A 21,465-nucleotide genomic window follows, 5' to 3' on the forward strand; every position below is an offset into this window, starting at 1 on the left:
CAGATTGCAAGGTTTACAGAAAACATCAAGCTGTGTATAATTAGTTTTAATAATATGCGGCGGAGTATGGCGCATGGGAAGAGGGGCATTGGATGATGCAGAACCGGGGGATGAATCAGGATTTGACCCAGGAGATTAACCGGTCTTTGATATTGAAGAATTTACGCAGGGAAGAGATGTGTTCCAGGGCTTATCTGGCGGGACTTACGGGGTTGAAGCAGGCGACGGTTACGAATATCATGAAAGACCTTCTGGACGCGGAGCTTGTGAAGGAAGTGGGCTTCTTGAATGGCAGCAAGGGGCGGCGCTCGATTGGGGTCTCCATTAATTCTGAGAAATACAGGGTGATTGGGGTCAGACTTGCCAGGAAGCATTACAGCGTGGGGCTGTATGATTTATCAGGCGGGCTGATTACGGAGAACCGGGTGGATTTCCGGCCGGGAGAGCAGATGGACGCGCAGATGACGCTGGCGAAGATTGCCGGCGATATGCATGCGCTGATGAAACGGTATAAAAAGGACAAGATTCTGGCGGCCGGCATGGCGGTGCCGGGGCCGTTTATTGCCAAGAAGAACCGGATTGCGTTGATAACTGGGGCGGATATCTGGAAGGATGTGGATATCAAGTCATTTTTTGATAGGGAAATGGAGATCCCTGTCTTTCTGGAGCACAATGCCAATGCGGGCGCCTATGCGCATATGTGGGATTTGAAGAAAGATTATCAGGATGATATTCTGATCTACATTGCGGCGGGGCAGGGAATCGGAGCGGGCATTATCATGGATGGGAAAATCTATGAGGGGGCCCTGGGGACCGCCGGTGAGATTGGACATATGAGCATTGACAGAAACGGCAGAGACTGTGCCTGCGGGAACCGGGGCTGTCTGGAGCGGTATGCGTCCTCCCTGGAACTGGTGCGGGAGATATACGGCGACAAGGCCGGGACGCCGGGTTGCAATTTTGAGGATGTGGAGCGTCTGGTGGGAGAAGGAGACGAGGTCTGCGTGGAGGCATACCGCAGGGCCTGCGAGAGCCTGGGAATCGGGATTATCAGTCTGGTCAATGTGCTGAATCCCAATCGGATTATCATCGGGGACGATATGGCGTTTCCAAATCCGGCTCTGATGGAGCAGGTGGTGCGGGAAACGGTTAAAAAAGGAGTCCTGAAGGATGTGTGGGAGGACTTGAAACTTTCGGTCAGTGTGTATGAGGGAGACGCCATTTTGAGGGGTGCCGCTTTTGTGGCGATTGACCATATCTTTGACACCCCCGGACAGTTTATCAAAGAAGAGTTTGACAGTGTAAAATAGCCGTACGGTATGGCAGTGCAGAAAATGAGACAGAAATCAATACAAAAATTGATTCGGAAAATGATGCGAAAAATGATACGGAAAATGGTACGGAAAACAAGAAAAATCAGGGCAAAAATCGGAAACCGGTTTGACCCTGATTTTTTGTTGTACAATAAATAAGATATTTTCCGTTTTCGTATTGACATTTCCATATCCTGTGGTAATATTTAAATGAAAGTATTGATTAATTGAATTAATACATAAAATGAAAGAATGAAAAGGAGAAGGAATTATGAGATTTTTCGTGGACACAGCAAAGGTGGAGGATATTAAGAAGGCCAATGATATGGGAATCATCTGTGGAGTGACGACAAACCCGTCACTGATTGCCAAAGAAGGCCGCGATTTCAAAGAAGTGATCAAGGAAATCACAGAGATTGTGGACGGCCCAATCAGCGGGGAAGTGAAGGCCACCACAGTTGACGCAGAAGGTATGATACGGGAAGGCCGCGAGATTGCTGCCATTCACCCGAACATGGTAGTGAAAATCCCTATGACCGTAGAGGGCTTAAAAGCCGTAAAGGTATTAACCGCCGAGGGAATTAAGACCAATGTAACCCTGATTTTCTCCGCCAACCAGGCGCTGCTGGCGGCCAGAGCCGGTGCTACCTACGTTTCCCCATTTTTGGGACGTCTCGATGACATTTCCCAGAATGGTGTTGATTTAATCCGCACGATTGTGGAAATGTTTGAGATGGGCGGAATTGAGACCGAGATTATCGCGGCCAGCATCAGAAATCCGATTCACGTGACAGACTGTGCGTTAGCCGGAGCCGATATTGCTACCGTGCCTTACAACGTTCTGGAGCAGATGACAAAGCATCCGCTTACAGACCAGGGCATTGTAAAATTCCAGGCTGACTATAAGGCCGTATTCGGAGAGTAAATAAAAGGGGGAAATCAATTTTGGCAGACTATCTGGAACTGAAAAAAACAGCCAACGAGATTCGCAAAGGCATTGTGACAGCTGTTCACAGCGCCAAGTCCGGTCATCCGGGCGGCTCTCTTTCCTCGGCCGATATTTTTACCTATCTCTATTTTAAGGAAATGAACGTGGACCCAAAGGAGCCTCAGATGTCGGGGAGAGACCGTTTTGTACTCTCCAAGGGCCATGTGGCCCCGGGCTACTATTCAACGCTTGCCCATCGTGGATTTTTTCCGGTGGAGGATTTGAAGACACTGAGACATACCGGTTCCTATCTGCAGGGGCATCCGGATAAAAAGCATATTCCGGGTGTGGATATGTCCAGTGGTTCTCTGGGACAGGGAATCTCAGCCGCCACAGGCATGGCATTGTCCGCCAAGCTGCAGGTGGAGGATTATCGGGTATATACATTATGTGGAGACGGGGAACTGGAGGAAGGCCAGGTATGGGAAGCGGCTATGTTTGCCGGTTTCCGCAAGCTGGACAATCTGGTCGTGATTGTGGACAATAACGGACTGCAGATTGACGGGGCCATCGATGAAGTGTGCTCCCCATATCCCATTGACAAGAAGTTTGAGGCCTTCCAGTTCCATGTGATTAATATCGACGGCCATGATTTTGGCCAGATAGAGAAGGCGTTTGAGGAGGCCAGACAGACGAAAGGAAGACCGACAGCCATTATCGCAAAGACCTTAAAGGGAAAAGGCGTTTCCTTTATGGAGGGTTCGGTAAGCTGGCACGGAGTGGCCCCCAATGATGAGCAGTATGTGGCTGCCATGGAAGAACTTGAGAAAGCGGGGGAAGCATTATGTCAGGAGTAATCGGAACATCCGGCAAGAAGATTGCCACACGGGAAAGCTATGGAAATGCCCTGGCGGAGCTTGGCCGGGAAAATGAGAAAATCGTGGTGCTGGATGCCGATTTGGCGGCGGCGACTAAGACCGGAATTTTTAAGAAGGCATTTCCGGAGCGTCATATTGACTGTGGAATTGCAGAGTGCAATATGATGGGGATAGCGGCAGGACTCGCGGCTACGGGCATGGTTCCTTTTGCCAGCAGTTTCGCCATGTTTGCGGCCGGAAGAGCTTTTGAGCAGGTTCGCAATTCCATTGGTTATCCTCACCTGAATGTGAAGATTGGTGCTACCCATGCGGGAATCTCCGTGGGGGAGGATGGGGCGACCCATCAATGCAACGAGGATATTGCCCTGATGCGGACTATTCCGGGGATGGTGGTTATCTGTCCTTCTGACGATGTGGAGGCGAAGGCGGCTGTCCGTGCGGCGGCAGAATATGACGGACCGGTATACCTGCGGTTCGGGCGTCTGGCCGTGCCGGTGATTAACGACAGGGAAGATTATAATTTTACCATCGGTAAGGGAATGATACTCCGGGAAGGCAAAGATGTGACCATCGTGGCTACCGGCCTGCCAGTGTCCTCCGCCCTGGAAGCGGCGGCTCTGCTTGAGAAAGATGGAATTGACGCGGAGGTAATCAACATCCACACCATCAAACCTCTTGACGAGGAGCTTATCACCGCCTCAGCCAGAAAGACCGGCAAAGTGGTGACAGTGGAAGAGCATTCGGTTATCGGAGGTCTGGGAAGTGCAGTCTGCGACGCCCTCTGTGGCAGCTGCCCCGTTCCGGTAAAGAAGATTGGCATGCAGGACCAGTTCGGCGAATCAGGCCCGGCTATGGAGCTGATTCATAAATACGGGCTGGACGGCGAGGGCATTTATGCCCAGGTGAAAGAGTATTTGGGCCGGTAATCAGATTCGAAAGATAGATTTTATAGAATGGCCGTAAATTTTGAGCAATCAGAATTTACGGCTTTTTTGGTACATAAAATAACTGTGGTGGCTGGTGCTGGTTCAATATATTAAGAGAGCTGTAATAAAAACTTTATTGTAAAAAGTTGTCAGATGAGGTAGGATGTAACTGGTTATAAAATGTTCATAATGCAGCAGAAGGCGGAAGGAGAAGAGGATGAACAGAAAAGGATTCAGAAGTGTGAGAGCGCTGGCGCTGCTTGCGGCAGTGGTCTGCAGCGTGGGAGCCGTGGGAACGGTGACGTCCCGGGCAGATGAGACGGTGCAGTCAACGGAGGAGACCCAGGTGTTTGTACCACAGGTCAGTGCGTCGATTACATCATGTGCGATTACCTCAGATAAAAATAATATACATATAACGGCAAATGGCAGCGGTGACACCACAGGGACAGACGGGAAGATGTATCTGTTTGAGCTTCAGCCTTATGAAGATGGGATTGGGAGCAGGACGGATTATATTACATCGACAGGAGTTGGCGCAGGAGCAGCCTTTACAATTCCACTGAACCATAATACTGCGTCAGACCGGCTGTACAGCAAGTTTGTGATGGCGGTTTATGATACGGAAGGTAAGACATTTATGGAGGTCAGTTCCCCCCATTATGTGACAAATCCGGAAGTGGTTGCCAAGAACCAGGCGGAGTTTAAGATAGCTTTATCTAAGAAGGGACTGAACATTGAGTTAGATATGCTGGCTGATGCATTTGAGCTGGGCGTAAAACATGCGTCAACCAACATTGCATTTTCACAGCTTGTAGGGACAGGAATCGAATATACCTATGACGGAAAAGTTTATCATTTTAATAAAGCGGTAGTAGATGATTACGACAAAACCATCAGTGCCATGTCTAGTAAAGGTATGACGGTGACAGCGATTATCCTGAATGACTGGAATCCGGCTACGCCTGAGCTGGTTTACCCGGGAACTAAGAAAGCTTCCAATGCATTTTATTACATGTTTAATGCGGCCACACAAAAGGGATTTGAGGAGACGAGAGCCATAGCAGCTTTTCTGGCAGAGCATTACAATGGTTCTAACCCGAAGGCGGGAAAAGTATCCAACTGGATTATCGGTAATGAGATTAACAACCAGCAGTGGAACTATATGGGGCCGATGGACTTGACCAATTACGTCAAGGCATTCCAGCAGGCGTTCCGTGTATTCTATACGGCGATTAAGAGTACCAGCGCCAACGACCGCGTGTATTTCTCCCTGGATTATTATTGGAATTCAGCGGGGGATAACAGCCTTCGTTATACGGGGCGTGAGATTATGGAGTCCTTCAATGCCATGTGTATCGTTCAGGGACAGATGGAGTGGGGGCTCGCCTATCATCCATACCCACATCCGATGACAGAGCCGGAATTCTGGGATGACGCGGCTACGGGAACGATTACCAACGATGCCAAATCTCCGATTATTAACTTTGCAAATATCAATGTACTGACAGATTACATAAGCGGTGACGCTTACAAAACGCCGTCAGGCGGTGTGCGGCACGTGATTTTGACGGAGGAGGGATTCACATCCAGAAGCGCTACAAGAGGTGACATTCCGGAGATTCAGGCGGCGGCTTATGCCTATTCCTATTATCTGGTAGACAGCAATCCTTACATTGACGCTTATATTCTAAGCCGTCAGGTGGATGCGCCGGAGGAGGGGGATTTACGTTTTGGCCTCTGGGAATGTGATAGGACGCAGACAACCAAGCATGTTGCCACTAATCGTAAGAAAATATGGCAGGTGTTCAAGAATATTGATAAAAAAGAACAGACTCTATCAAATACGGAATTTGCAAAGTCGATTATTGGAATCAATAAATGGTCAGATGTAATTCCGAATTTCAGGTGGAGAAGTCTGGAGAAATAATAGCTCCATGATCAGGAGGCGCCGCTTGGCGTCTCCTGTTGTTTTACCCGGCTCCATTTTCAGATAGACGGGAGGGCGGTTTATCGTTTATACTATATATTAGTAGATGTACCTGTAAAGATATACGAAAGATGCCCATCGTGTTAGTGGTGGTCATGATGGAAGGGGGACTGCGGCTATGACGTATAGTCACGTAGTGTTTTCAGATGATTATGAGATGTTCGGTGCAGTGGACATGAGTCTGCTATTCAAAGCGTTGAAGGCGGCGGGGTATCAGCTGGGCATGATTGCCAGGACGATGATGGAGGGATACCGGGAAGGCGACTGCTTCTGGAGTCTGTACAGCCAGATCGACTGTGTGGTTCATGAGACAAGAACGGAGGAGGAGCCGGAGCTGGACGGAAGGCTGCTGAAGGAATATATGGAGCGGTATCAGGTGGACAGAAGTGAAATCCTGTTTGTGGGCTGTGATATCAGCGATATGGAAAATGCCTCCGGCGCCGGGGTGGACTGCGGGCTGGCCCTGTGGGGATGCGAAAGTCCCAGGCATGCCTGGGCGACCTATTATTTTTCACACCCCTATGATATCTGGAACCAGCTGAGCAAAATCGCAGACCCGTTCCAGGGAAAAGAGTGGGTCGATATGGCGATGGAGATGCAGTTTATCGCCCAGGCTGGCGTGACCTACACCCGGGATATGTATGACAAGGAGCGGTTTGAGCGCGTCCGGGAACTGGCGTCTCAGGCCATGGAGATCGGGACGGGACTTCCCATTGAGCGTATCCGGGATTTGTTCTGCAATGAGACGGGATATCAGACGCCGAAGCTGGACTCCAGGGCTGCTATCTTTCAGGGGGACAAGATTCTGCTTGTCCGGGAGAGAAAAAGCGGGCTGTGGTCCCTGCCGGGGGGCTGGGTGGATGTGAACCAGAGCATTGCCAGCAATACGGTGAAGGAAGTGAAGGAGGAAGCCGGACTGGATGTAGCGCCAGTGCGACTGATCGCCCTGCATGACAGAAACAGACACAACAAGCCGCTCTATGCCTATGGCATCTGCAAGGCATTTATGCTCTGTGAAGTTATCAGCGGTGAGTTTGAGAGAAACCACGAGACGGATGCCAGTGAATATTTTGGATTGGATGAACTTCCGCCCCTGTCTGTTGACCGGGTGACGGTGGAGCAGATTCAGATGTGTTTTGCGGCCTATAAGAGTAAACATTGGGAGCCAATCGTTGATTAAAATAAGATAAAAACCCCCGCCTGCCATTAATGATGCAATCCTACGGCAGGCGGGGGTTTTATGTTTAGTTACACGTTATATGTTATGTATCACATATCGTCGGAATCGGCAGCAGTACCGGCGGCCACTTCATTTTCATGATTAAATGCGGTCACGCTGATGCCGTTGACTTCCATATGGTCGCTGACCGGGATGACCAGACATTGGCGGCCATCAATATATTTGGTCTCGATCAGGCTGGTGTACTCCGGGTTGACCTTTATCACCACATCCGGAGTCTCGATGTTAAACTTCTTCGGGTTTGTGATATTGGCGGCCATCAGGGCAGTCTTCTCCCCGGCAACCATCTCATAGTTGTGGTCAAACTCTTCCATCTTGTCATCCGGGACGCCGCTGTCCTCAAAGAGGCGCTTCACATCGGTTTTGGTGAGCGTCAGTGGTTCCGGGAAGTCTTTAGATTCTTCCAGCATGTCGCCAAGCGTCTCGTGGATGTTCTTCACGATGTTATAATCGCAGTCATCCCCCAGCGTGGTGGCAATAACCGCGTTGAAGGTCTCCTTCTGGTTCTCCGCCGACAGCGGAATGGTGCGGCAGCCGAACATATCCTCGATAAATGCCTCCTGAAGCTCCTCCGCGTTTTTGGAGTAGTAGAGAATGCTGTGGATGTCGGTAAACCGGTCGTTGAATACCGGGAACAGGAATCCTTTGGCCGGAGCGTCCACGATCCAGTCACGGATGCGGTTTTCAATGGTGTTCTTCTCACTGTTGTAACCAAGTCCCTCCTTGGACAGGTGGACAGGGCAGATGCTGCACATGATGTACTCGAACACATTGTCAGAGGCGTCATACATCTGAGTGCCGTCCGTGGCCTTGCCAGGCACGTCGTAGACGGCGTGGATGAGAATGATATAGTAGTTCTCGCCGAAGTCGTAGGACTCAATGATTTTGTTGTAGAACTCGCTTATCAGCATGTCGTCCTGGAGCTTGCTGTTGCGAAGCTGTAACAGAAATGCCTGTTTGCCCTCCTCTTTTTCCTCTTCCAGCGGAAAATCCATATTCAACAGATTCTTCCCGATAGAACCGGATAAGGTCTGCTTGAAGATGGTAAAATACTTGAAGGTATCCTCCTCCGGAAGCGATAAGAAGGCTTCTTTTAACTCAGTCTTAATATTTTTTTCCGCATCTACATAACAGCCGCAGATACGGGTGATGGTGCAGTTTTCCGGGAAAAATTGCTTTCTGATTTCCAGTACCTCTTTTTTATTCATAACAGTTTCAATCCCTCTCTTGTCTGAATGCTCTCGTACTAAAATAAAAGTGAATAAAACTCATCAAAGGTATTTCTCACATTGCGGATGTGCTGATGCATATACTGTTCGGCTTTGGCGGCATCTTTCTGTTTGATGGCCTCCAAAATGGCGCAGTGCTCCTGATAGGACTTCTCGTCGCGGCCAGGAATGAGGATGGTTTTGCTGTTGTATTTTCTCATCTGGTTTTTCAGGCGGACGGTGACATCGATGGCGGTGCGGTTGGGGCAGATGCCATAGATGACGTCGTGGAACTTCAGATTGCAGGCGGAATAAGCCATCAGATTGGAAGCCGCCTTGTGGGCTGCCATCTCCGCTGTCAGCTCCTCCAGCTTTTTGACCGCTTTCGCATCGAAGCATGGGACGGCCAGCCGGACGATAAATCCCTCCAGCTCCTCCCTCAATTCCAGAAATTCCAGCACTTCCACTTTAGAATAACTGCGAACCTTGGCGCCTTTGTTCTGCTCGATAGTGACAAAAGCATCATTTTCCAGCATGAGAAGGGCCTTTTTGATGGTGTTGCGGCTGACATTGTACTCGTTTGCCAGGTCAATTTCCGGAAGGCTTTCGGCGGGAGAATAGTATCCCTGCTCAATCCTTTCCTTAAGATTCTCATAAACCATCGTTGTCTGATTTGTTTTAATCATATTTTTTTATCCTTCGTTTATATTTTTCCAATATAAGCTGAATAATCTTCTGTCAAATAATCAGTATAATGAGTTTCCCCGGGCATGTCAATATTTAAAATAGCAGAGAGTAATACTCCTCAAACGTATTTCTCACGTTGCGGATATGAGTGCGGATGCAGGATTCCGCCAGGGCGGAGTCTTTTTCTTTGATGGCGTCCACGATGGCCTTGTGCTCCTGGAAGGAGTTATCGCCCCGGCCGGGAATTAAGATGGTCTTGCTGTTGTATTTCTTCATCTGCTTTTTCAGGCGGACGGTGACATCCACGGCGGTCCAGTTGGGACAGACGTCGTAGATAATGTCGTGGAAACGCTGGTTGCAGGCGGAGTAGGCCATTAAGTCGGACTGGCGGCGGTGCTCGGCCATCTCTTCCAACAGGCTGTCCAGCTGCTTGATGTGTCTGCTGTCAAAGCAGGGAACGGCCAGTCTCACGATGAAACCCTCCAGCTCCTCCCTCAATTCCAGGTATTCCACCACTTCCACCTTGGAATAACTGCGGACCTTGGCACCCTTGTTCTGCTCGATGGTGACAAAGGCGTCCTTCTCCAGCATCAGAAGCGCTTTCTTGATGGTGTTGCGGCTGACGTTGTATTCGCTTGCCAGCTCAATCTCCGGCAGACTCTCCGCGGGAGAGTACAGTCCTTGCTCAATGCGCTTTTTTAAATTCTCATAAACAATAGTCGTTTGGTTTGTTTTTGCCATATAAAGATATCCCCAATCTTCTTGTATCGATAGTTTTCGGATGAGCCAAAATGTTAAACATTTTTGATGTACATATTAAGTATAGATTGTATAGGGTTCTATGTCAAGAAAGGAATCGTACAATATCTGAGGCTTTTGACCATATTGCATAAAAAAGATTGCAAAATATGTCGAAATTTGACAAATACCGTATTGTGGGATTGACAGAACCAAAGGTTGATGATAGAATCTGAATTACAATAAAACAAAATTGTTGAACAAATTTGATGAACCGAAAAGGAGAAATGAACCATGGATTACAAAGAATTGATAAAAGGTGCTTATGATTTACATGTACATTCCGCACCGGACGTTCTTCCGAGAAAAATGGACGATATCGAGATGGCCCAGCGGATAAAAGAGAGCGGCATGGCAGGATATGCGATTAAGAGCCATTATTTCTGTACATCAGAGAGGGCAGAGCTGATAAACAAGCTGTATCCGGACTGCGATGCGGTTGGCACCATCACACTCAACAGCTCCGTGGGCGGCATCAACCCTACGGCCGTGGAGATGGCGGCGAGAAGCGGGGCTAAACTGGTGTGGTTCCCAACCTGTGATTCCGCTCATGAGATTGCCCACGTGTTCGACGGGAATCCCAACAAGAAACTGCCGTACTGGGCGCAGATTATTATACAGATGAAGGAAGCTGGAATTCAGGCGCCGGTTATTCATATCCTGGAGGAAGATGGGACGCTGAAGAAACCGGTGATGGATGTGCTTGACATTATCGCCAAGTACGACATGATACTGGCCACCGGACATGTATCCCACGAGGAGGCATTTGCCCTGGTAAAAGAGGCGAAGAACCGTGGCGTGAAGAAAATCGTTGTCACCCATGTGGATTTCCCGACGACCTACTATACCGTGGAGGAGCAGAAGCGGTTTGTGGAAATGGGAGCGGTGATGGAACACTGCTACACTACCTGGGCTACCGGCAAGGTGGAGTTTGAGGTGACAAAAGAGATGATTCGTGAGATTGGACCGGCCAACTGCATACTGGCAACGGATTTGGGGCAGAAGACAGCCCTTTACCCGGATGAGGGCCTGCTGGAATTTGCAAAACGCCTTTATGATGACGGTTTCACAGCGGAGGAAATCCGCACCATGACAGTGGACAATCCAAGAGCATTGCTGGGGAAATAAAAGAGGAGAAAAAAGGAGGATATCAAACATGATTCAGGGAAAGAAAATGCTGGTAGTGAGCGCCCATGCGGCTGACTATGTATGGCGCAGCGGCGGCACCATCGCAAAGTACATCAAGAATGGGGCGGATGTACATGTGGTGGTACTCAGTTTCGGTGTGCGGGGAGAGAGCAACGACTTGTGGAAGCAGGAGGGAGCCACCGCGGACAGCGTGAAAGAGGCGAGAAAGAAGGAGACTATGGAGGCGGCCGCAATCCTTGGCATTCAGGACATTGAATTCTGGGATTTACCGGATTATCCCATGGCGCCTGCATTGACGCCGGAGGTTCAGGAGCGTCTGATTCGGAAAATCCGTGAGGTGAGACCGGACATTATTCTGACTCATGACAAGAATGGGGAGGACGTATTAAACCCGGACCACAACGCGGTGAGCCAGTTTGTGTTTGAATGCAGTATCCAGAGCAATTCCAACGGTGTGAGAATCGAGGGGACGCAGACGACCAAGCAGATGCGCCTGTATGGTTTCGAGCCCCACCAGACGGAGCTTAGCAAGTTCACGCCGGGCAGTTTTATCGATATCACGGAGGCCTATGAACAGAAGGTGGCGGCTATGAAATGCTTTAAAGCCCAGGGCCATTTAATCGAATATTATACGGAACGTGCATTTTTGAGAGGCAACCATATCCGGAGAATCTCCGGCAATCAGACTTACAAATATGCGGAGTGCTTTTCCAATTTCTTCCCGACAGCGGGCGAAGAGCTTTACTAAAACAGAAAAGAGATTATACATATATGAAGGAGAGGGAAATCATGAAAAAACAGATAGCGGCAATCGCCATAGGTATGGCAATGGTAACAGGTATGTTGAGCGGCTGCTCCGGCAGCGATCAGGGGCAGACAACGAAGGCGGCGGAGACGACAGCAAAGGCAGCGGCAGACACGTCAAAGGCAGAGGGGACAGATACGGCAGACACGGAGGCAGCAGGCGTGGACGCTTACAGCGTAGGCGGAAACTTGACACTGGGAACCGCTTCCTCCACGGGAACCTTCTATTATGTAGGCGCGGCAATTGGCAACGCGGTATCCAACGCGGGCAAACTCAACGTGCTGGTTCAGTCTACCAACGGCTCTAATGAGAACGTGGCCATGTGCCAGACCGGCGACATCGATATCGGTATGGGCAACTGCGATTCCCTGTATGCGGCTCACAACGGGGAAATGTCTTACAAGGATGCAGGCGCGCAGGATATTCTGGAGGTTGCATCTTTATACAACTCCCAGCTTCATGTGTTTGTCAATGAGAAGAGCGGTATCACCGACATTTCCCAGTTAAAGGGCAAAAAGGTGTGTGTCGGCTCTCAGGGGACAAGCTATCTGTTTATCAATGAGGCATTGATGGCGGCCTACGGCATTTCCATCGATGATATTGAGCCTTTCTATATGGATTATGCGGAGTCCGCGCAGGCTCTGGCGGACGGTGATATTGACGCGGCATTCCAGACCGGCGGATATCCCATCGCGGGAATCCAGCAGTCGGCGGCGACAACCAGCTTCCGTATGCTTCCGGTAGATGACGCGCTGATGGACAACATTATCAAAGAATATCCATTTATCATCAAGACCACGATTCCGGCCGGTATCTATGAGAACCAGGCCAACACGGAAGAGGTGGAGACTCTTGGCTACCAGACCTGCCTGTTCGCATCCTCCAAGGCGGACGAGGACCAGATTTATGCATTTGTAAAACTGATGATGGAGACGTTAGATACCTACAAGGATACCAACGATGCCACACGCCAGATTTCAAAAGAGACGATTGCGACTCCCTACATTCCGTTCCATCCGGGAGCAGAGCGTTATTACAGAGAGGCTGGAATTCTGAAATAAGAAAAGACATGACAGAGTAATCCGGGTGCCGGTGGGAAAGCCGGTACCCAGGGAGGAGGAATGATTGGTGAGCGAAAAAGAACAGACTTCCCAGGTGGTGGAGGCCGGCAAACCGGAATCAAAGTTTAACCAGGTGTTTCAGGGACTTGCGGTGTTGGACGCGGTGGTACTGTGTATCTTTCATCTGCTGGCGGCGTCCCCGTTTCTGACCTTGAACAATACGGAGCAGGCGGTGATTCATGGAGCGCTGGTGGTGACATTTTTTCTGCTGGTGCGTCATCTGAAATTCAAGGGAGGCAAGCTGATTGATATCGGTTTGATTGTGATAACGATTATGGCGGCCTATCAGGTCATTGCCATGCGGAATTCGAATTCGGCGTCGGCGGTGCTTTACAGCCAGTTCCAGCAGACGATATCCATTATTTTTGTGATTGTGGCGTTGTTTGTGGGGTACCGGGCTTTGGGGAAGATTCTTCCCACGCTGTGCGTGCTGTTTCTGGCTTACACCCTGCTGGGGCGTTATCTGCCGGGAGCATGGGCCACGGCACGTGTTACTGTGACACGTATGAGTACTTATCTGATGGTCAGCAGCGAGGGCCTTTTTGGAAATGCACTCAGCACGGCTGCAAACTTTATCTTTTTGTTTGTTATCTTCGGCTCTGTACTGAGTTTTATCGGGGCGGGCGAATTCTTTGTGAAGATTGCATTTGCCGCCTTCGGTAAAGTGTGCGGAGGGCCGGCCCAGGCGGCTGTCTATTCCAGTATGCTGATGGGGATGGTAAATGGTTCCGGTGCGGCTAACGTGGTGACAACAGGTACCTTTACCATTCCGCTGATGAAGCAGACGGGCTTTGACAAGGATACGGCGGGGGCCATCGAGGCGGTGGCGTCCAACGGCGGCCAGATTATGCCGCCGGTAATGGGGGCGGTTGCCTTCCTGATGGCGGATGCAACCAGTCTGCCTTACACAGTGATTTGCCTTGCGGCTTTGCTGCCGGCGGTTCTTTACTACATCACTCTTTCGACCTCCATCGCGGCGTATTCCCATCGGAATAAGATTCCGGTGCGGGAGCCGGACCCCAATGCGGAGACCACGCGGCAGATATTTAAATCCGGATGGTTTTATTTCCTGCCGATTGGCGTGCTGGTGGGGCTTATGGTGAAGGGCTTCAGCACGCAGAGAGCGGCGCTGATTACCATTATTCTGTGTCTGGTTATCGGATTGTTGACAGACAGAAAGAAATTTACGGCGAAGAATCTGATTGATTTATGCGTGCAGTCGGCGAAGTCGATTATGGCGGTGTCCATCGCGTGTATGATTGCAGGCGTGATTGTGGGCAGTATCAACATCACCGGGCTGGGGCTGAAGATAAGCGGACTGATTACGGCGGCGGCCGGCGGAAGAATTTTCATCATGGGAATTCTGACCGCGATTGTGTGTATCGTGCTTGGTATGGGGCTTCCCACATCGGCATGCTATATTGTGCTGGCGGTTTTGGTAGCTCCGGCGATGATTGACCTTGGCGTGGCGACGATTTCCGCCCATATGTTTGTGCTTTACTACGGCGTGGTTGCGGCGATTACGCCTCCGGTGGCGCTGGCCGTGTTTGCGGCGGTGGGTATCTCGGGAGGAGATATGTGGAAGACTGGGTTCCAGGCCATGAAGATGGCGATATCCGGGTTTGTGATTCCGTTTATCTTCCTGTATAATACGGATTTGCTGATGTTTAACTCGGCGGCAGGCACCTTTGGATTTACGCCGATGGTGGCGCTCAGCTTTGTGACGGCGGCGCTTGGATGTATGATTATGGCGCTGGCGCTGTTTGGATGGTTCTTCCGGGACTTTAACCGGATAGAGCGGGTGATTCTGCTGGTGTGCGCGGTGTTCCTGATGTTGAACGAGCCGTTGATTTTGAACGGTGTCGGTTTTGTGATTGCCATGGTGGTACTGTTTGGTGCAAAGGCCACGGCGAAGAAGAAGGAGGTAGTGGTATGAGAAACCAGTGTGCTCCGCTGCTTCCGGCGGATGTGATTGCCAGGGCGGAACGGTTAAATGTTCCGCTTCTGCTGGACGGATTAAAGGCGGCGAAGATTGAGATTCCGGGCGGCGGATGTATGGCGATGGAGATTATGCCGGTAGAGCGCGGGATGAAGGTGGTCGGGACGGCCATGACGGTTGAGACGGACAATGGAGATAATTTCCCGATTCATGTGGCCAGTTACAGTGTGAAGGAAGATGGCTATGTGATGGTGATTGACGGGAAAGGGTACGCGGGCCGGGCGTATTTTGGAGATTTGATCATGGGAGCCTGCCAGGCGGCTGGGTTCAAGGGCATGGTTATCGACGGCTGCACCAGAGACCGTGACGGCAATGTGGAGCTTGGGTTCCCGGTGTACAGCCGGGGATTTATGCCGAGAGGGCCGATTAAGAAGGACGAGGGAAATATCAACACGCCGATTATGTGCGGCGGCGTGAAGGTGGAGCCGGGCGACCTGGTGGTTGGCGATTCGGACGGCGTGTGCGTGATTCCCAGGGAGCATATCGAGACAGTTCTTTCAGAGGCGGAGAAGAAGCTGGCCTATGAGGAGAACCGGGAGAAGACGATTGCGGCTTACCGGAAGGCGAAAGCGGAGGGAAGGGAACTTCCACAGCTGGCGCCCCAGTGGGTGCTGGACATGCTTCAGGCTGAGTAGGCTGGCCTATGGAGAGTTTCCAGCTGTCATTTGGAATTGTGATGCCAATGTTTTTGACACTGGCGGCGGGATGGTGCCTGAGGCATTTTCAGGTGCTGCAGGCTTCGGGATTCGATGCCATCAACACGCTGTGTTTCAAGGTGCTGCTGCCGGTGTCCCTCTTCTGTAATATTTACGGGGGAGGGGATTTGAGGCTGCTGGATGGGCGGATGCTTGTCTGGGCGCTGGTCTGCCAGGTTCTCATCCTGTTGCTGCTGTTTCTGACAGTTCCCAGGATTTTTGAGAAGAATCCGGTGCGGGCCAGTATCATCCAGGCGTGCTTCCGCTCGAATTTTATCACGTTCGGGATGGTGATTGCCGGGGAACTGGGCTCGCCGGACGAACTGATGGTGGTCTCGGTTCTGGCGGGAGTGCTGATTCCGCTTTATAATATTGGCGGTGTGGGGATATTGGAGTATTACCGGGGCGGGAAACTGGAACCGGGGAGAATGGCGAAGCAGGTGGGCAGCAACCCGTTTGTGATCAGCTGTATGATATCGCTGGTATTGGTAGTGCTTAAGATCAAGTTGCCGGTGTGTGTGGAGACGGCGTTGGGAAACGTGGCGTCCTGCGCGAATCCCATGTCGTTTTTGGCGCTGGGCGGGTGTTTGAATTTGATGTCGGTCGGCGGTTATAAGAAGGAGATTCTGACCGGCGTGGGATACCGGCTGGTGTTCCAGCCGGCGGTGTTTCTGGGGCTGTCCTATCTGCTGGGATTCAGAGGAACAGAGTTCCTGGCGCTGGTGGCCATGCTGATTTCACCGACAGCGGTGGCGACGTATAACATGGCCCGGAGCATGGACGCCGACGGGGAACTGGCGGGGCACCTGGTGGTGTTCCAGTCGCTGGGGTCTATGGTGACGATATTTTTGTGGATTTTTTTGTTGAGTGGGTTGGGAGTGTTGTGAGAGGAAGAAGAAGGTGGAGAAAAGCGGGTGGGGCGTTGGGGCGGTAAAACGCCTCGCCCCGAGCCTGCTCCGGCTTTGGAGTAAATCTAAATTTAGAAATTCGGGAAAAATGGTTGACAAGAAAGGAGATTTATTATAAAATCGATGAGTCTGAAATTGCTGTGAGTCGATGGAGGATAGGCCTTGGTAGCTCAGTTGGTAGAGCAGAGGACTGAAAATCCTCGTGTCACTGGTTCGATTCCGGTCCAAGGCATGAGAGTGTAAGGTTATCTGGGGCTGAGACCGAGGTATTGTGGAACTTCGTTCCACAATCGCCGTTTGCAACGGCGATTCAGCCAACCAGCCAAAAAGCCACTTATGTAAGCGAGCTTACAACGTGGATTTTTGCCAGTTTGTCTGTACCTCTCATTGGTTATTCGCGGGTGTAGTTCAATGGTAGAACACTAGCCTTCCAAGCTAGATACGTGGGTTCGATTCCCATCACCCGCTTTTTTGATACCCAAAAGTGTGGTGGCAGAGCTTAACGCTCTGCCACCGCACTTTTTGCTGCAATTCTTCCAAATGTCACCGTATCCGGTATCGACATGGAGCCAAGGCGGTTACTGCCATGGATGCCTCCGGTCACTTCACCGGCTGCATATAACCCTTTGATTGGTTCCCCTGAGGTGTCTATGACTCTTGCATACTCATCGATCTCTACGCCGCCCATGGTATGATGGACTGATACAATACAGGAAAACATGATGTAAGGCCCTTGGGATATGGCTTGCAGGTGTTCCGTCCTTCCAAAATCCAAATCATTTCCGGCGGCTGCAAACTCATTGTATTCCTCTATTGTGTTCCTTACTTCCTCAATTGGAAGCTTAAAATATTCACAGCAGTCCTCCAGACTTCCCCGCGCCAGAACTCCCTGCTGGATGCATTTTTCCATCTCCCCTTCATAGAGGTGTTCCAGGTTCATGCTCTTGATGACGCTGCTATCAATTAATTCATAAGCCCTGGCATCTGTCTGCTTCAGAATGGCGGCGGAAAGGTTGTCCCTGGTTTCCTTCTCGTCTACAAACCGCTCCCCCTCCTGATTCAAAAGCAGTGCGTTGGCGTTAATTCTCGCATAATCCATGAAATAGTAATTGCCCGTCGCCGGATTGTTGACCGGATATAGCTGAATATCTTCCATGCCCACAAGATTGGCTCCGATATCCCGGGCCATGACAATGCCATCCCCGACGATGGCCGGAGAGTTGGTGGTAGGAATGGACGCGTCCAGCGTTTTCCAGTGGGTGTCATACTCCATTCTCATGTCCACATTTGCCCCAAAACCTCCTGTCGTGAGAATCACACCCTTGTGGGCCACATAATCCACGGTTTTTCCCATCCGGACCGCGCGCACACCGGATACCCGCCCGGCAGAATCACGGATTAATTCCACCGCCCTTGTATTGTAATGCACATCCACTCCAAGCTCTTCCGCCTTCCCAATCAGCGTATCGATATAAGCCGGGCCGTCTCCCACAGGCCATAGCGTTCTTGGCACACTGTGCCCGCCGTACCAGGACTGGTAGTCCTTATACTCCACGCCCACGAAGTCACGGAGCCAAAGTGCATTTTCCAGGGCCTGCTCAGCCAGTATCCGAATCAGTTTTGGGCTGCCTTTTCGACCTCCACCTTCATAAATATCCTGGTAATACAGCTCCTGGCTGTCATCGAAGACCCCTTCTTCCTGCTGGACCCAGTTTCCGGGGGCGGCATATTCTCCACCTGACATTCTGGTATTTCCGCCCCCAAATGACATCTTTTCCAGCACAATAATCCGGGAATCGCTTGTTGAAGCGGCTTCAATTGCCGCGCTGAAGCCCGCCCCGCCTCCGCCGATTATCAGAATGTCACACTCCGTCTGCATATGGTCCGCGGAATCATTTTCCCGCTCTGCCGTGGCTAAATCCTCCGGAGAATATCCTTTCTCCTCCAAATTCCGTTTGACTGCCTTTAAGAATCGATTGCTGGTCAGGGTTGCCCCTGATATCACATCCACATCCGGACTGTTTTTGGCAACGATATTATCTGCCAGCTGCACCATGGACTTGCTGAATTCCGGCATTTCGTTGTGTTCCAAAATTTCGATGTGGGTGATAACGTGATTGTCCACCACCACATCCACGCGGATTTCGCCCGGTTCTCCTGTTTGGCGCCCGGTGGCTGTCAGCCAGATTCCGGCGGCCGTTATCATCATCAGAACCAGGCACAGTATCCAGCCTTTTCTCTTCATGATGTTCCCTCCCCGCCAGTCTCCTGATTTCTCGCCCGATAATCGCGGGGGGAATACCCGGTATTCTTTTTAAACACCCGGCTGAAATAATACTGGTCGGAATACCCACATTCCAACGCCACTTCGTGAGAGGTAATCTCCGGGTTTGACAAGAGCAGACGGGTGGCATGCTTCATCCGGAGCATGGTGATATATTCGTTGAGACTCTTTCCCGTCTGTGATTTTATCAGCTTAAAAAGGGCGGAATGACTGATATGAAATTCCTGTTCCAAATACTCCGAGGATAAATCTTTATCCGTGTAATGCTCCTGGATATATTCGACTATGCTCTGCCTGCTTCTTGGCCGCTTCTGCATCGATTTGGAGATAATATTCTGCCGCTCGATTCGGTCGTCAAACTTGGCCACAGCCTGTTTCATAACCTGATAAAAGTCGTGATCTTCCACCGGTTTCAATAAATAGAAATCCACACCATGCATAATCGCCTGCTGTGCATACTCAAAATTATCGTAACCCGATATGATGATAATCACACTGGTGGTGTTGGTCTCGCGTATCTGTTTGATGCACTGAAGCCCGTCAATATGGGGGATGTTGATATCCACCAGAAGGAGGTCGGGAATCAGTTTTTCATATTGTTCTAAAAGTTCTTTCCCATCTTCCGCCGTTCCCTGAACCACAATATCAAGATTCATGGAAGAGATCTGCCGGGAAATCCCTCTTCGTATCATTTCCTCATCATCAGCTACAAGCGCCCGGTACATATGATTTCCCCCTCTCAACTGGTATGCGGATGGTGACGGTGGTTCCCGTAGAAAGACTACTCTCCACCTTCATTTCCGCCTTGTCCCCATATGCGGATTTTAACCGCCGCAGCGTATTTACCATTCCAAAATGTTCCTCCGAATCCATGTCTGCAAGTCTTTTTTGCAATGCCTCCAGACATTCCCTGTCCATGCCGACCCCATTGTCAGCTACGGTGATATAGACGGAGTCCTCTTCCTGCCAGGCTTTGATGGTGATATGGCCGTTAACCCTAGACGGTTTAATTCCGTGGTAAATAGCATTTTCCACCAACGGCTGGACAATGATTTTCACCGTTATAAAGTCACTGATGGCTTCCTCCATCTCAATCGAGAAAGACAGCTTTTCCCGGTACCGCATCTTCTGGATATCCAGATAACATCTCGTGTGCTTTAACTCATCCCTCAGGGAGATTTTTTCCTGTCCGTTGACTTAAAAAGATGCGGAAATAAGTAGATAGTGACGTGATGGCGGCCGCAATATCCTCCGCCCCGTAGTCCTTTGCCATCCATTTCAGGTTGTCCAGGGTGTTGTAGAGGAAATGCGGCTTTATCTGGGTTTGCAGCGCGATAAACTCCGCCTTCCGCTTCTCGCTCTGCTCCTGGTAAATCGTATCAATCAACCGGGTGATTTCATCCAGCATTTTGTTGTAGGACATTCCAAGCTCATAAATTTCATCTTTCGCGGAGGCCGTATCGTAATAGGCTTTCAGATTCCCTTCCTCCACCTGATTCATGCAGGTCTGAAGTTCTCTGATGGGATGCATCACCGAGTGGGTCAGGAAGAAACCAAGCCACAGGGTAATCACCAGCAGCAGAACAAACAGAAGAAGACATCCCGCCACCATCTCATTGGTGGTTTCCGACAGGGCCCTGTTTTCCACCAGCGTGAATACGAGCCAGGGTGAATAATGGTATACCGGGGAGTAAAACAGCGTGCAGGGCTGTCCGTCCACATTGGTTACCGCCATCGTACCGGAACTGGTAATGTCCGACACATCCAATTCCGTCAACACCTGTTCTGAGAGATAATGACTGTAAAAATAATCCTCATCAGTGGTAATCAACTGGTGGTCACGTCCCATGACCCAGGTTTTCCCGCCGTAAATGGTGTCGGCATTGACAATCTCCTTTACCCCCACCGTTGGCACGGCCGAGCAGATGAGCGCCTCTTTTTCACCCCCATATCCCAGTACCGGATAGTAGAACAGAATGACTTCCCGGTTGTTTTTGTTGACAATGGGATTGCCGATGATAAACTCCCCGTTCCCCGTATAGGCCTGCCGGTAATCATGGTAATTCATCAATTCCTCGGTGGCTTCGCTGTTAATCCAGCAGAATCCATTTTTCCCAATATAGGAAAATGTCTCCATGGTCTCCCCGTTTTGAGAGTATAAATCAGTAAACCGCCCAATCAGAGGCGTGATTTCCCGCACATCCATGGAAGTAAACGCCGGTATGGCAGAAATAATCCGGTATTCCACCGCTTTTTTATTAATCCAGCTTCCTACCTCATTGGATTTGGACTCCACAATCTGACTGATGGTAAATTCGGTATGATTGATATTTCGTGGTTTTATAACCTGGTTGATATAGAGTAGAAGAGACCCAAAAATCAGAAACAGGCAGATTGAAAAAAACATAACAATTTTCCATTTGATATTCATGTTTAATTTCATCTTTATCCCCCAAAAGCGAACGTATCCTGCTGTTATGTCTGTTCATTATACCAGTTCCCCCGGATGGATTGCAAGATAATTGCATCATGACCG

19 protein-coding genes and 2 tRNA genes are annotated in these 21,465 nt (G+C 50.3%); 14 read left to right on the forward strand and 7 right to left on the reverse strand.

Features of this window, described 5'->3' with window-relative positions; all coding sequences use genetic code 11:
- The first annotated feature begins 92 nt into the window (after nt 1-92).
- The 6 genes from HMPREF9473_RS01800 (at nt 93) to HMPREF9473_RS26660 (ending at nt 7,215) form a co-directional block, all read left to right on the forward strand.
- Nucleotides 93-1,310, forward strand: coding sequence for an ROK family transcriptional regulator (locus tag HMPREF9473_RS01800; RefSeq protein ID WP_006778339.1), 1,218 nt, complete (start codon nt 93-95; stop codon nt 1,308-1,310).
- Between the two features lie 274 nt (nt 1,311-1,584).
- Nucleotides 1,585-2,238, forward strand: a complete 654-nt coding sequence (gene fsa / locus HMPREF9473_RS01805) for a fructose-6-phosphate aldolase (protein WP_006778340.1) — start codon at nt 1,585-1,587, stop codon at nt 2,236-2,238.
- Between the two features lie 20 nt (nt 2,239-2,258).
- Nucleotides 2,259-3,098, forward strand: coding sequence for a transketolase (locus HMPREF9473_RS01810; RefSeq protein WP_006778341.1), 840 nt, complete (start codon nt 2,259-2,261; stop codon nt 3,096-3,098).
- Nucleotides 3,086-4,045, forward strand: a complete 960-nt coding sequence (locus HMPREF9473_RS01815) for a transketolase family protein (protein WP_006778342.1) — start codon at nt 3,086-3,088, stop codon at nt 4,043-4,045. The genes HMPREF9473_RS01810 and HMPREF9473_RS01815 overlap by 13 nt, the downstream gene beginning before the upstream one ends.
- 217 nt (nt 4,046-4,262) lie before the next feature.
- Nucleotides 4,263-5,975, forward strand: a complete 1,713-nt coding sequence (locus HMPREF9473_RS01820; RefSeq protein WP_006778343.1) for a DUF5722 domain-containing protein — start codon at nt 4,263-4,265, stop codon at nt 5,973-5,975.
- Between the two features lie 178 nt (nt 5,976-6,153).
- Nucleotides 6,154-7,215 (forward strand): NUDIX hydrolase, encoded by a 1,062-nt coding sequence (locus HMPREF9473_RS26660; protein ID WP_006778344.1) that lies wholly within the window; start codon nt 6,154-6,156, stop codon nt 7,213-7,215.
- A gap of 89 nt (nt 7,216-7,304) precedes the next feature.
- Here HMPREF9473_RS26660 and HMPREF9473_RS01830 read toward each other — a convergent pair whose 3' ends face one another.
- The 3 genes from HMPREF9473_RS01830 to HMPREF9473_RS01840 form a co-directional block, all read right to left on the reverse strand.
- Entirely contained in the window at nt 7,305-8,483 is a 1,179-nt protein-coding gene (locus HMPREF9473_RS01830) for a DUF4317 domain-containing protein (protein ID WP_006778345.1), read from the reverse strand.
- A gap of 38 nt (nt 8,484-8,521) precedes the next feature.
- Nucleotides 8,522-9,169, reverse strand: coding sequence for a GntR family transcriptional regulator (locus tag HMPREF9473_RS01835; RefSeq protein WP_006778346.1), 648 nt, complete (start codon nt 9,167-9,169; stop codon nt 8,522-8,524).
- A 94-nt stretch (nt 9,170-9,263) separates the two neighbouring features.
- Nucleotides 9,264-9,911 (reverse strand): GntR family transcriptional regulator, encoded by a 648-nt coding sequence (locus HMPREF9473_RS01840; protein WP_006778347.1) that lies wholly within the window; start codon nt 9,909-9,911, stop codon nt 9,264-9,266.
- A 291-nt stretch (nt 9,912-10,202) separates the two neighbouring features.
- Between HMPREF9473_RS01840 and HMPREF9473_RS01845 the strand changes: the two genes are divergently transcribed.
- From HMPREF9473_RS01845 to HMPREF9473_RS01880, 8 genes are all read left to right on the forward strand, one after another.
- Nucleotides 10,203-11,096 carry a DUF6282 family protein gene (locus tag HMPREF9473_RS01845; RefSeq protein WP_006778348.1) on the forward strand — a complete coding sequence of 298 codons (894 nt, stop codon included), beginning with the start codon at nt 10,203-10,205 and terminating at the stop codon, nt 11,094-11,096.
- Nucleotides 11,097-11,124: 28 nt separating this feature from the next.
- On the forward strand, nt 11,125-11,865 hold the full coding sequence (locus tag HMPREF9473_RS01850; protein ID WP_006778349.1) for a PIG-L deacetylase family protein: 741 nt from the start codon (nt 11,125-11,127) through the stop codon (nt 11,863-11,865).
- Between the two features lie 41 nt (nt 11,866-11,906).
- Nucleotides 11,907-12,983: a TAXI family TRAP transporter solute-binding subunit gene (locus HMPREF9473_RS01855; RefSeq protein ID WP_006778350.1), complete on the forward strand. Its 1,077-nt coding sequence runs from the start codon at nt 11,907-11,909 to the stop codon at nt 12,981-12,983.
- Nucleotides 12,984-13,050: 67 nt separating this feature from the next.
- Nucleotides 13,051-14,979, forward strand: a complete 1,929-nt coding sequence (locus tag HMPREF9473_RS01860) for a TRAP transporter permease (protein WP_034857805.1) — start codon at nt 13,051-13,053, stop codon at nt 14,977-14,979.
- Entirely contained in the window at nt 14,976-15,677 is a 702-nt protein-coding gene (locus HMPREF9473_RS01865; RefSeq protein ID WP_006778352.1) for an RraA family protein, read from the forward strand. Before HMPREF9473_RS01860 ends, HMPREF9473_RS01865 begins: the two co-directional genes overlap by 4 nt.
- Before the next feature lie 8 nt (nt 15,678-15,685).
- Nucleotides 15,686-16,624, forward strand: coding sequence for an AEC family transporter (locus HMPREF9473_RS01870; RefSeq protein WP_006778353.1), 939 nt, complete (start codon nt 15,686-15,688; stop codon nt 16,622-16,624).
- 180 nt (nt 16,625-16,804) lie between these two features.
- Nucleotides 16,805-16,877 (forward strand) — tRNA-Phe (locus HMPREF9473_RS01875).
- Nucleotides 16,878-17,042: 165 nt separating this feature from the next.
- A tRNA-Gly gene (locus HMPREF9473_RS01880) sits at nt 17,043-17,113 on the forward strand.
- Nucleotides 17,114-17,144: 31 nt separating this feature from the next.
- Here HMPREF9473_RS01880 and HMPREF9473_RS01885 read toward each other — a convergent pair.
- The 4 genes from HMPREF9473_RS01885 to HMPREF9473_RS01895 are packed head-to-tail and all read right to left on the reverse strand — an operon-like array spanning nt 17,145 to nt 21,372.
- The gene (locus HMPREF9473_RS01885) at nt 17,145-18,890 is read right to left on the reverse strand and encodes a flavocytochrome c (protein ID WP_006778354.1); all 1,746 of its coding nucleotides are present in this window, start codon (nt 18,888-18,890) and stop codon (nt 17,145-17,147) included.
- The gene (locus HMPREF9473_RS01890) at nt 18,887-19,654 is read right to left on the reverse strand and encodes a response regulator transcription factor (protein WP_006778355.1); all 768 of its coding nucleotides are present in this window, start codon (nt 19,652-19,654) and stop codon (nt 18,887-18,889) included. Before HMPREF9473_RS01890 ends, HMPREF9473_RS01885 begins: the two co-directional genes overlap by 4 nt.
- A complete protein-coding gene (locus HMPREF9473_RS25870) occupies nt 19,632-20,054 on the reverse strand; it encodes a sensor histidine kinase (RefSeq protein ID WP_006778356.1) in 423 nt (140 codons plus the stop codon). Before HMPREF9473_RS25870 ends, HMPREF9473_RS01890 begins: the two co-directional genes overlap by 23 nt.
- Nucleotides 20,055-20,091: 37 nt before the next feature.
- Nucleotides 20,092-21,372: a cache domain-containing sensor histidine kinase gene (locus tag HMPREF9473_RS01895; RefSeq protein WP_006778357.1), complete on the reverse strand. Its 1,281-nt coding sequence runs from the start codon at nt 21,370-21,372 to the stop codon at nt 20,092-20,094.
- Nucleotides 21,373-21,465: the final 93 nt, after the last annotated feature.

It is taken from the genome of Hungatella hathewayi WAL-18680 (assembly GCF_000235505.1).
Lineage (GTDB): Bacteria > Bacillota > Clostridia > Lachnospirales > Lachnospiraceae > Hungatella_A > Hungatella_A hathewayi_A.

Excerpts from the sequence above, each read along its gene's own strand:
- HMPREF9473_RS25870 (WP_006778356.1), bottom strand. The coding sequence starts at position 20,054 with ATGCGGTACCGGGAAAAGCTGTCTTTCTCGATTGAGATGGAGGAAGCC.
- HMPREF9473_RS01845 (WP_006778348.1), top strand. The coding sequence starts at position 10,203 with ATGGATTACAAAGAATTGATAAAAGGTGCTTATGATTTACATGTACAT.
- HMPREF9473_RS01890 (WP_006778355.1), bottom strand. The coding sequence starts at position 19,654 with ATGTACCGGGCGCTTGTAGCTGATGATGAGGAAATGATACGAAGAGGG.
- HMPREF9473_RS01820 (WP_006778343.1), top strand. The coding sequence starts at position 4,263 with ATGAACAGAAAAGGATTCAGAAGTGTGAGAGCGCTGGCGCTGCTTGCG.
- HMPREF9473_RS01850 (WP_006778349.1), top strand. The coding sequence starts at position 11,125 with ATGATTCAGGGAAAGAAAATGCTGGTAGTGAGCGCCCATGCGGCTGAC.
- HMPREF9473_RS01835 (WP_006778346.1), bottom strand. The coding sequence starts at position 9,169 with ATGATTAAAACAAATCAGACAACGATGGTTTATGAGAATCTTAAGGAA.
- HMPREF9473_RS26660 (WP_006778344.1), top strand. The coding sequence starts at position 6,154 with ATGACGTATAGTCACGTAGTGTTTTCAGATGATTATGAGATGTTCGGT.
- HMPREF9473_RS01895 (WP_006778357.1), bottom strand. The coding sequence starts at position 21,372 with ATGAAATTAAACATGAATATCAAATGGAAAATTGTTATGTTTTTTTCA.
- HMPREF9473_RS01800 (WP_006778339.1), top strand. The coding sequence starts at position 93 with ATGATGCAGAACCGGGGGATGAATCAGGATTTGACCCAGGAGATTAAC.
- HMPREF9473_RS01855 (WP_006778350.1), top strand. The coding sequence starts at position 11,907 with ATGAAAAAACAGATAGCGGCAATCGCCATAGGTATGGCAATGGTAACA.
- HMPREF9473_RS01870 (WP_006778353.1), top strand. The coding sequence starts at position 15,686 with ATGGAGAGTTTCCAGCTGTCATTTGGAATTGTGATGCCAATGTTTTTG.
- HMPREF9473_RS01840 (WP_006778347.1), bottom strand. The coding sequence starts at position 9,911 with ATGGCAAAAACAAACCAAACGACTATTGTTTATGAGAATTTAAAAAAG.
- fsa (WP_006778340.1), top strand. The coding sequence starts at position 1,585 with ATGAGATTTTTCGTGGACACAGCAAAGGTGGAGGATATTAAGAAGGCC.
- HMPREF9473_RS01865 (WP_006778352.1), top strand. The coding sequence starts at position 14,976 with ATGAGAAACCAGTGTGCTCCGCTGCTTCCGGCGGATGTGATTGCCAGG.
- HMPREF9473_RS01815 (WP_006778342.1), top strand. The coding sequence starts at position 3,086 with ATGTCAGGAGTAATCGGAACATCCGGCAAGAAGATTGCCACACGGGAA.
- HMPREF9473_RS01830 (WP_006778345.1), bottom strand. The coding sequence starts at position 8,483 with ATGAATAAAAAAGAGGTACTGGAAATCAGAAAGCAATTTTTCCCGGAA.
- HMPREF9473_RS01885 (WP_006778354.1), bottom strand. The coding sequence starts at position 18,890 with ATGAAGAGAAAAGGCTGGATACTGTGCCTGGTTCTGATGATGATAACG.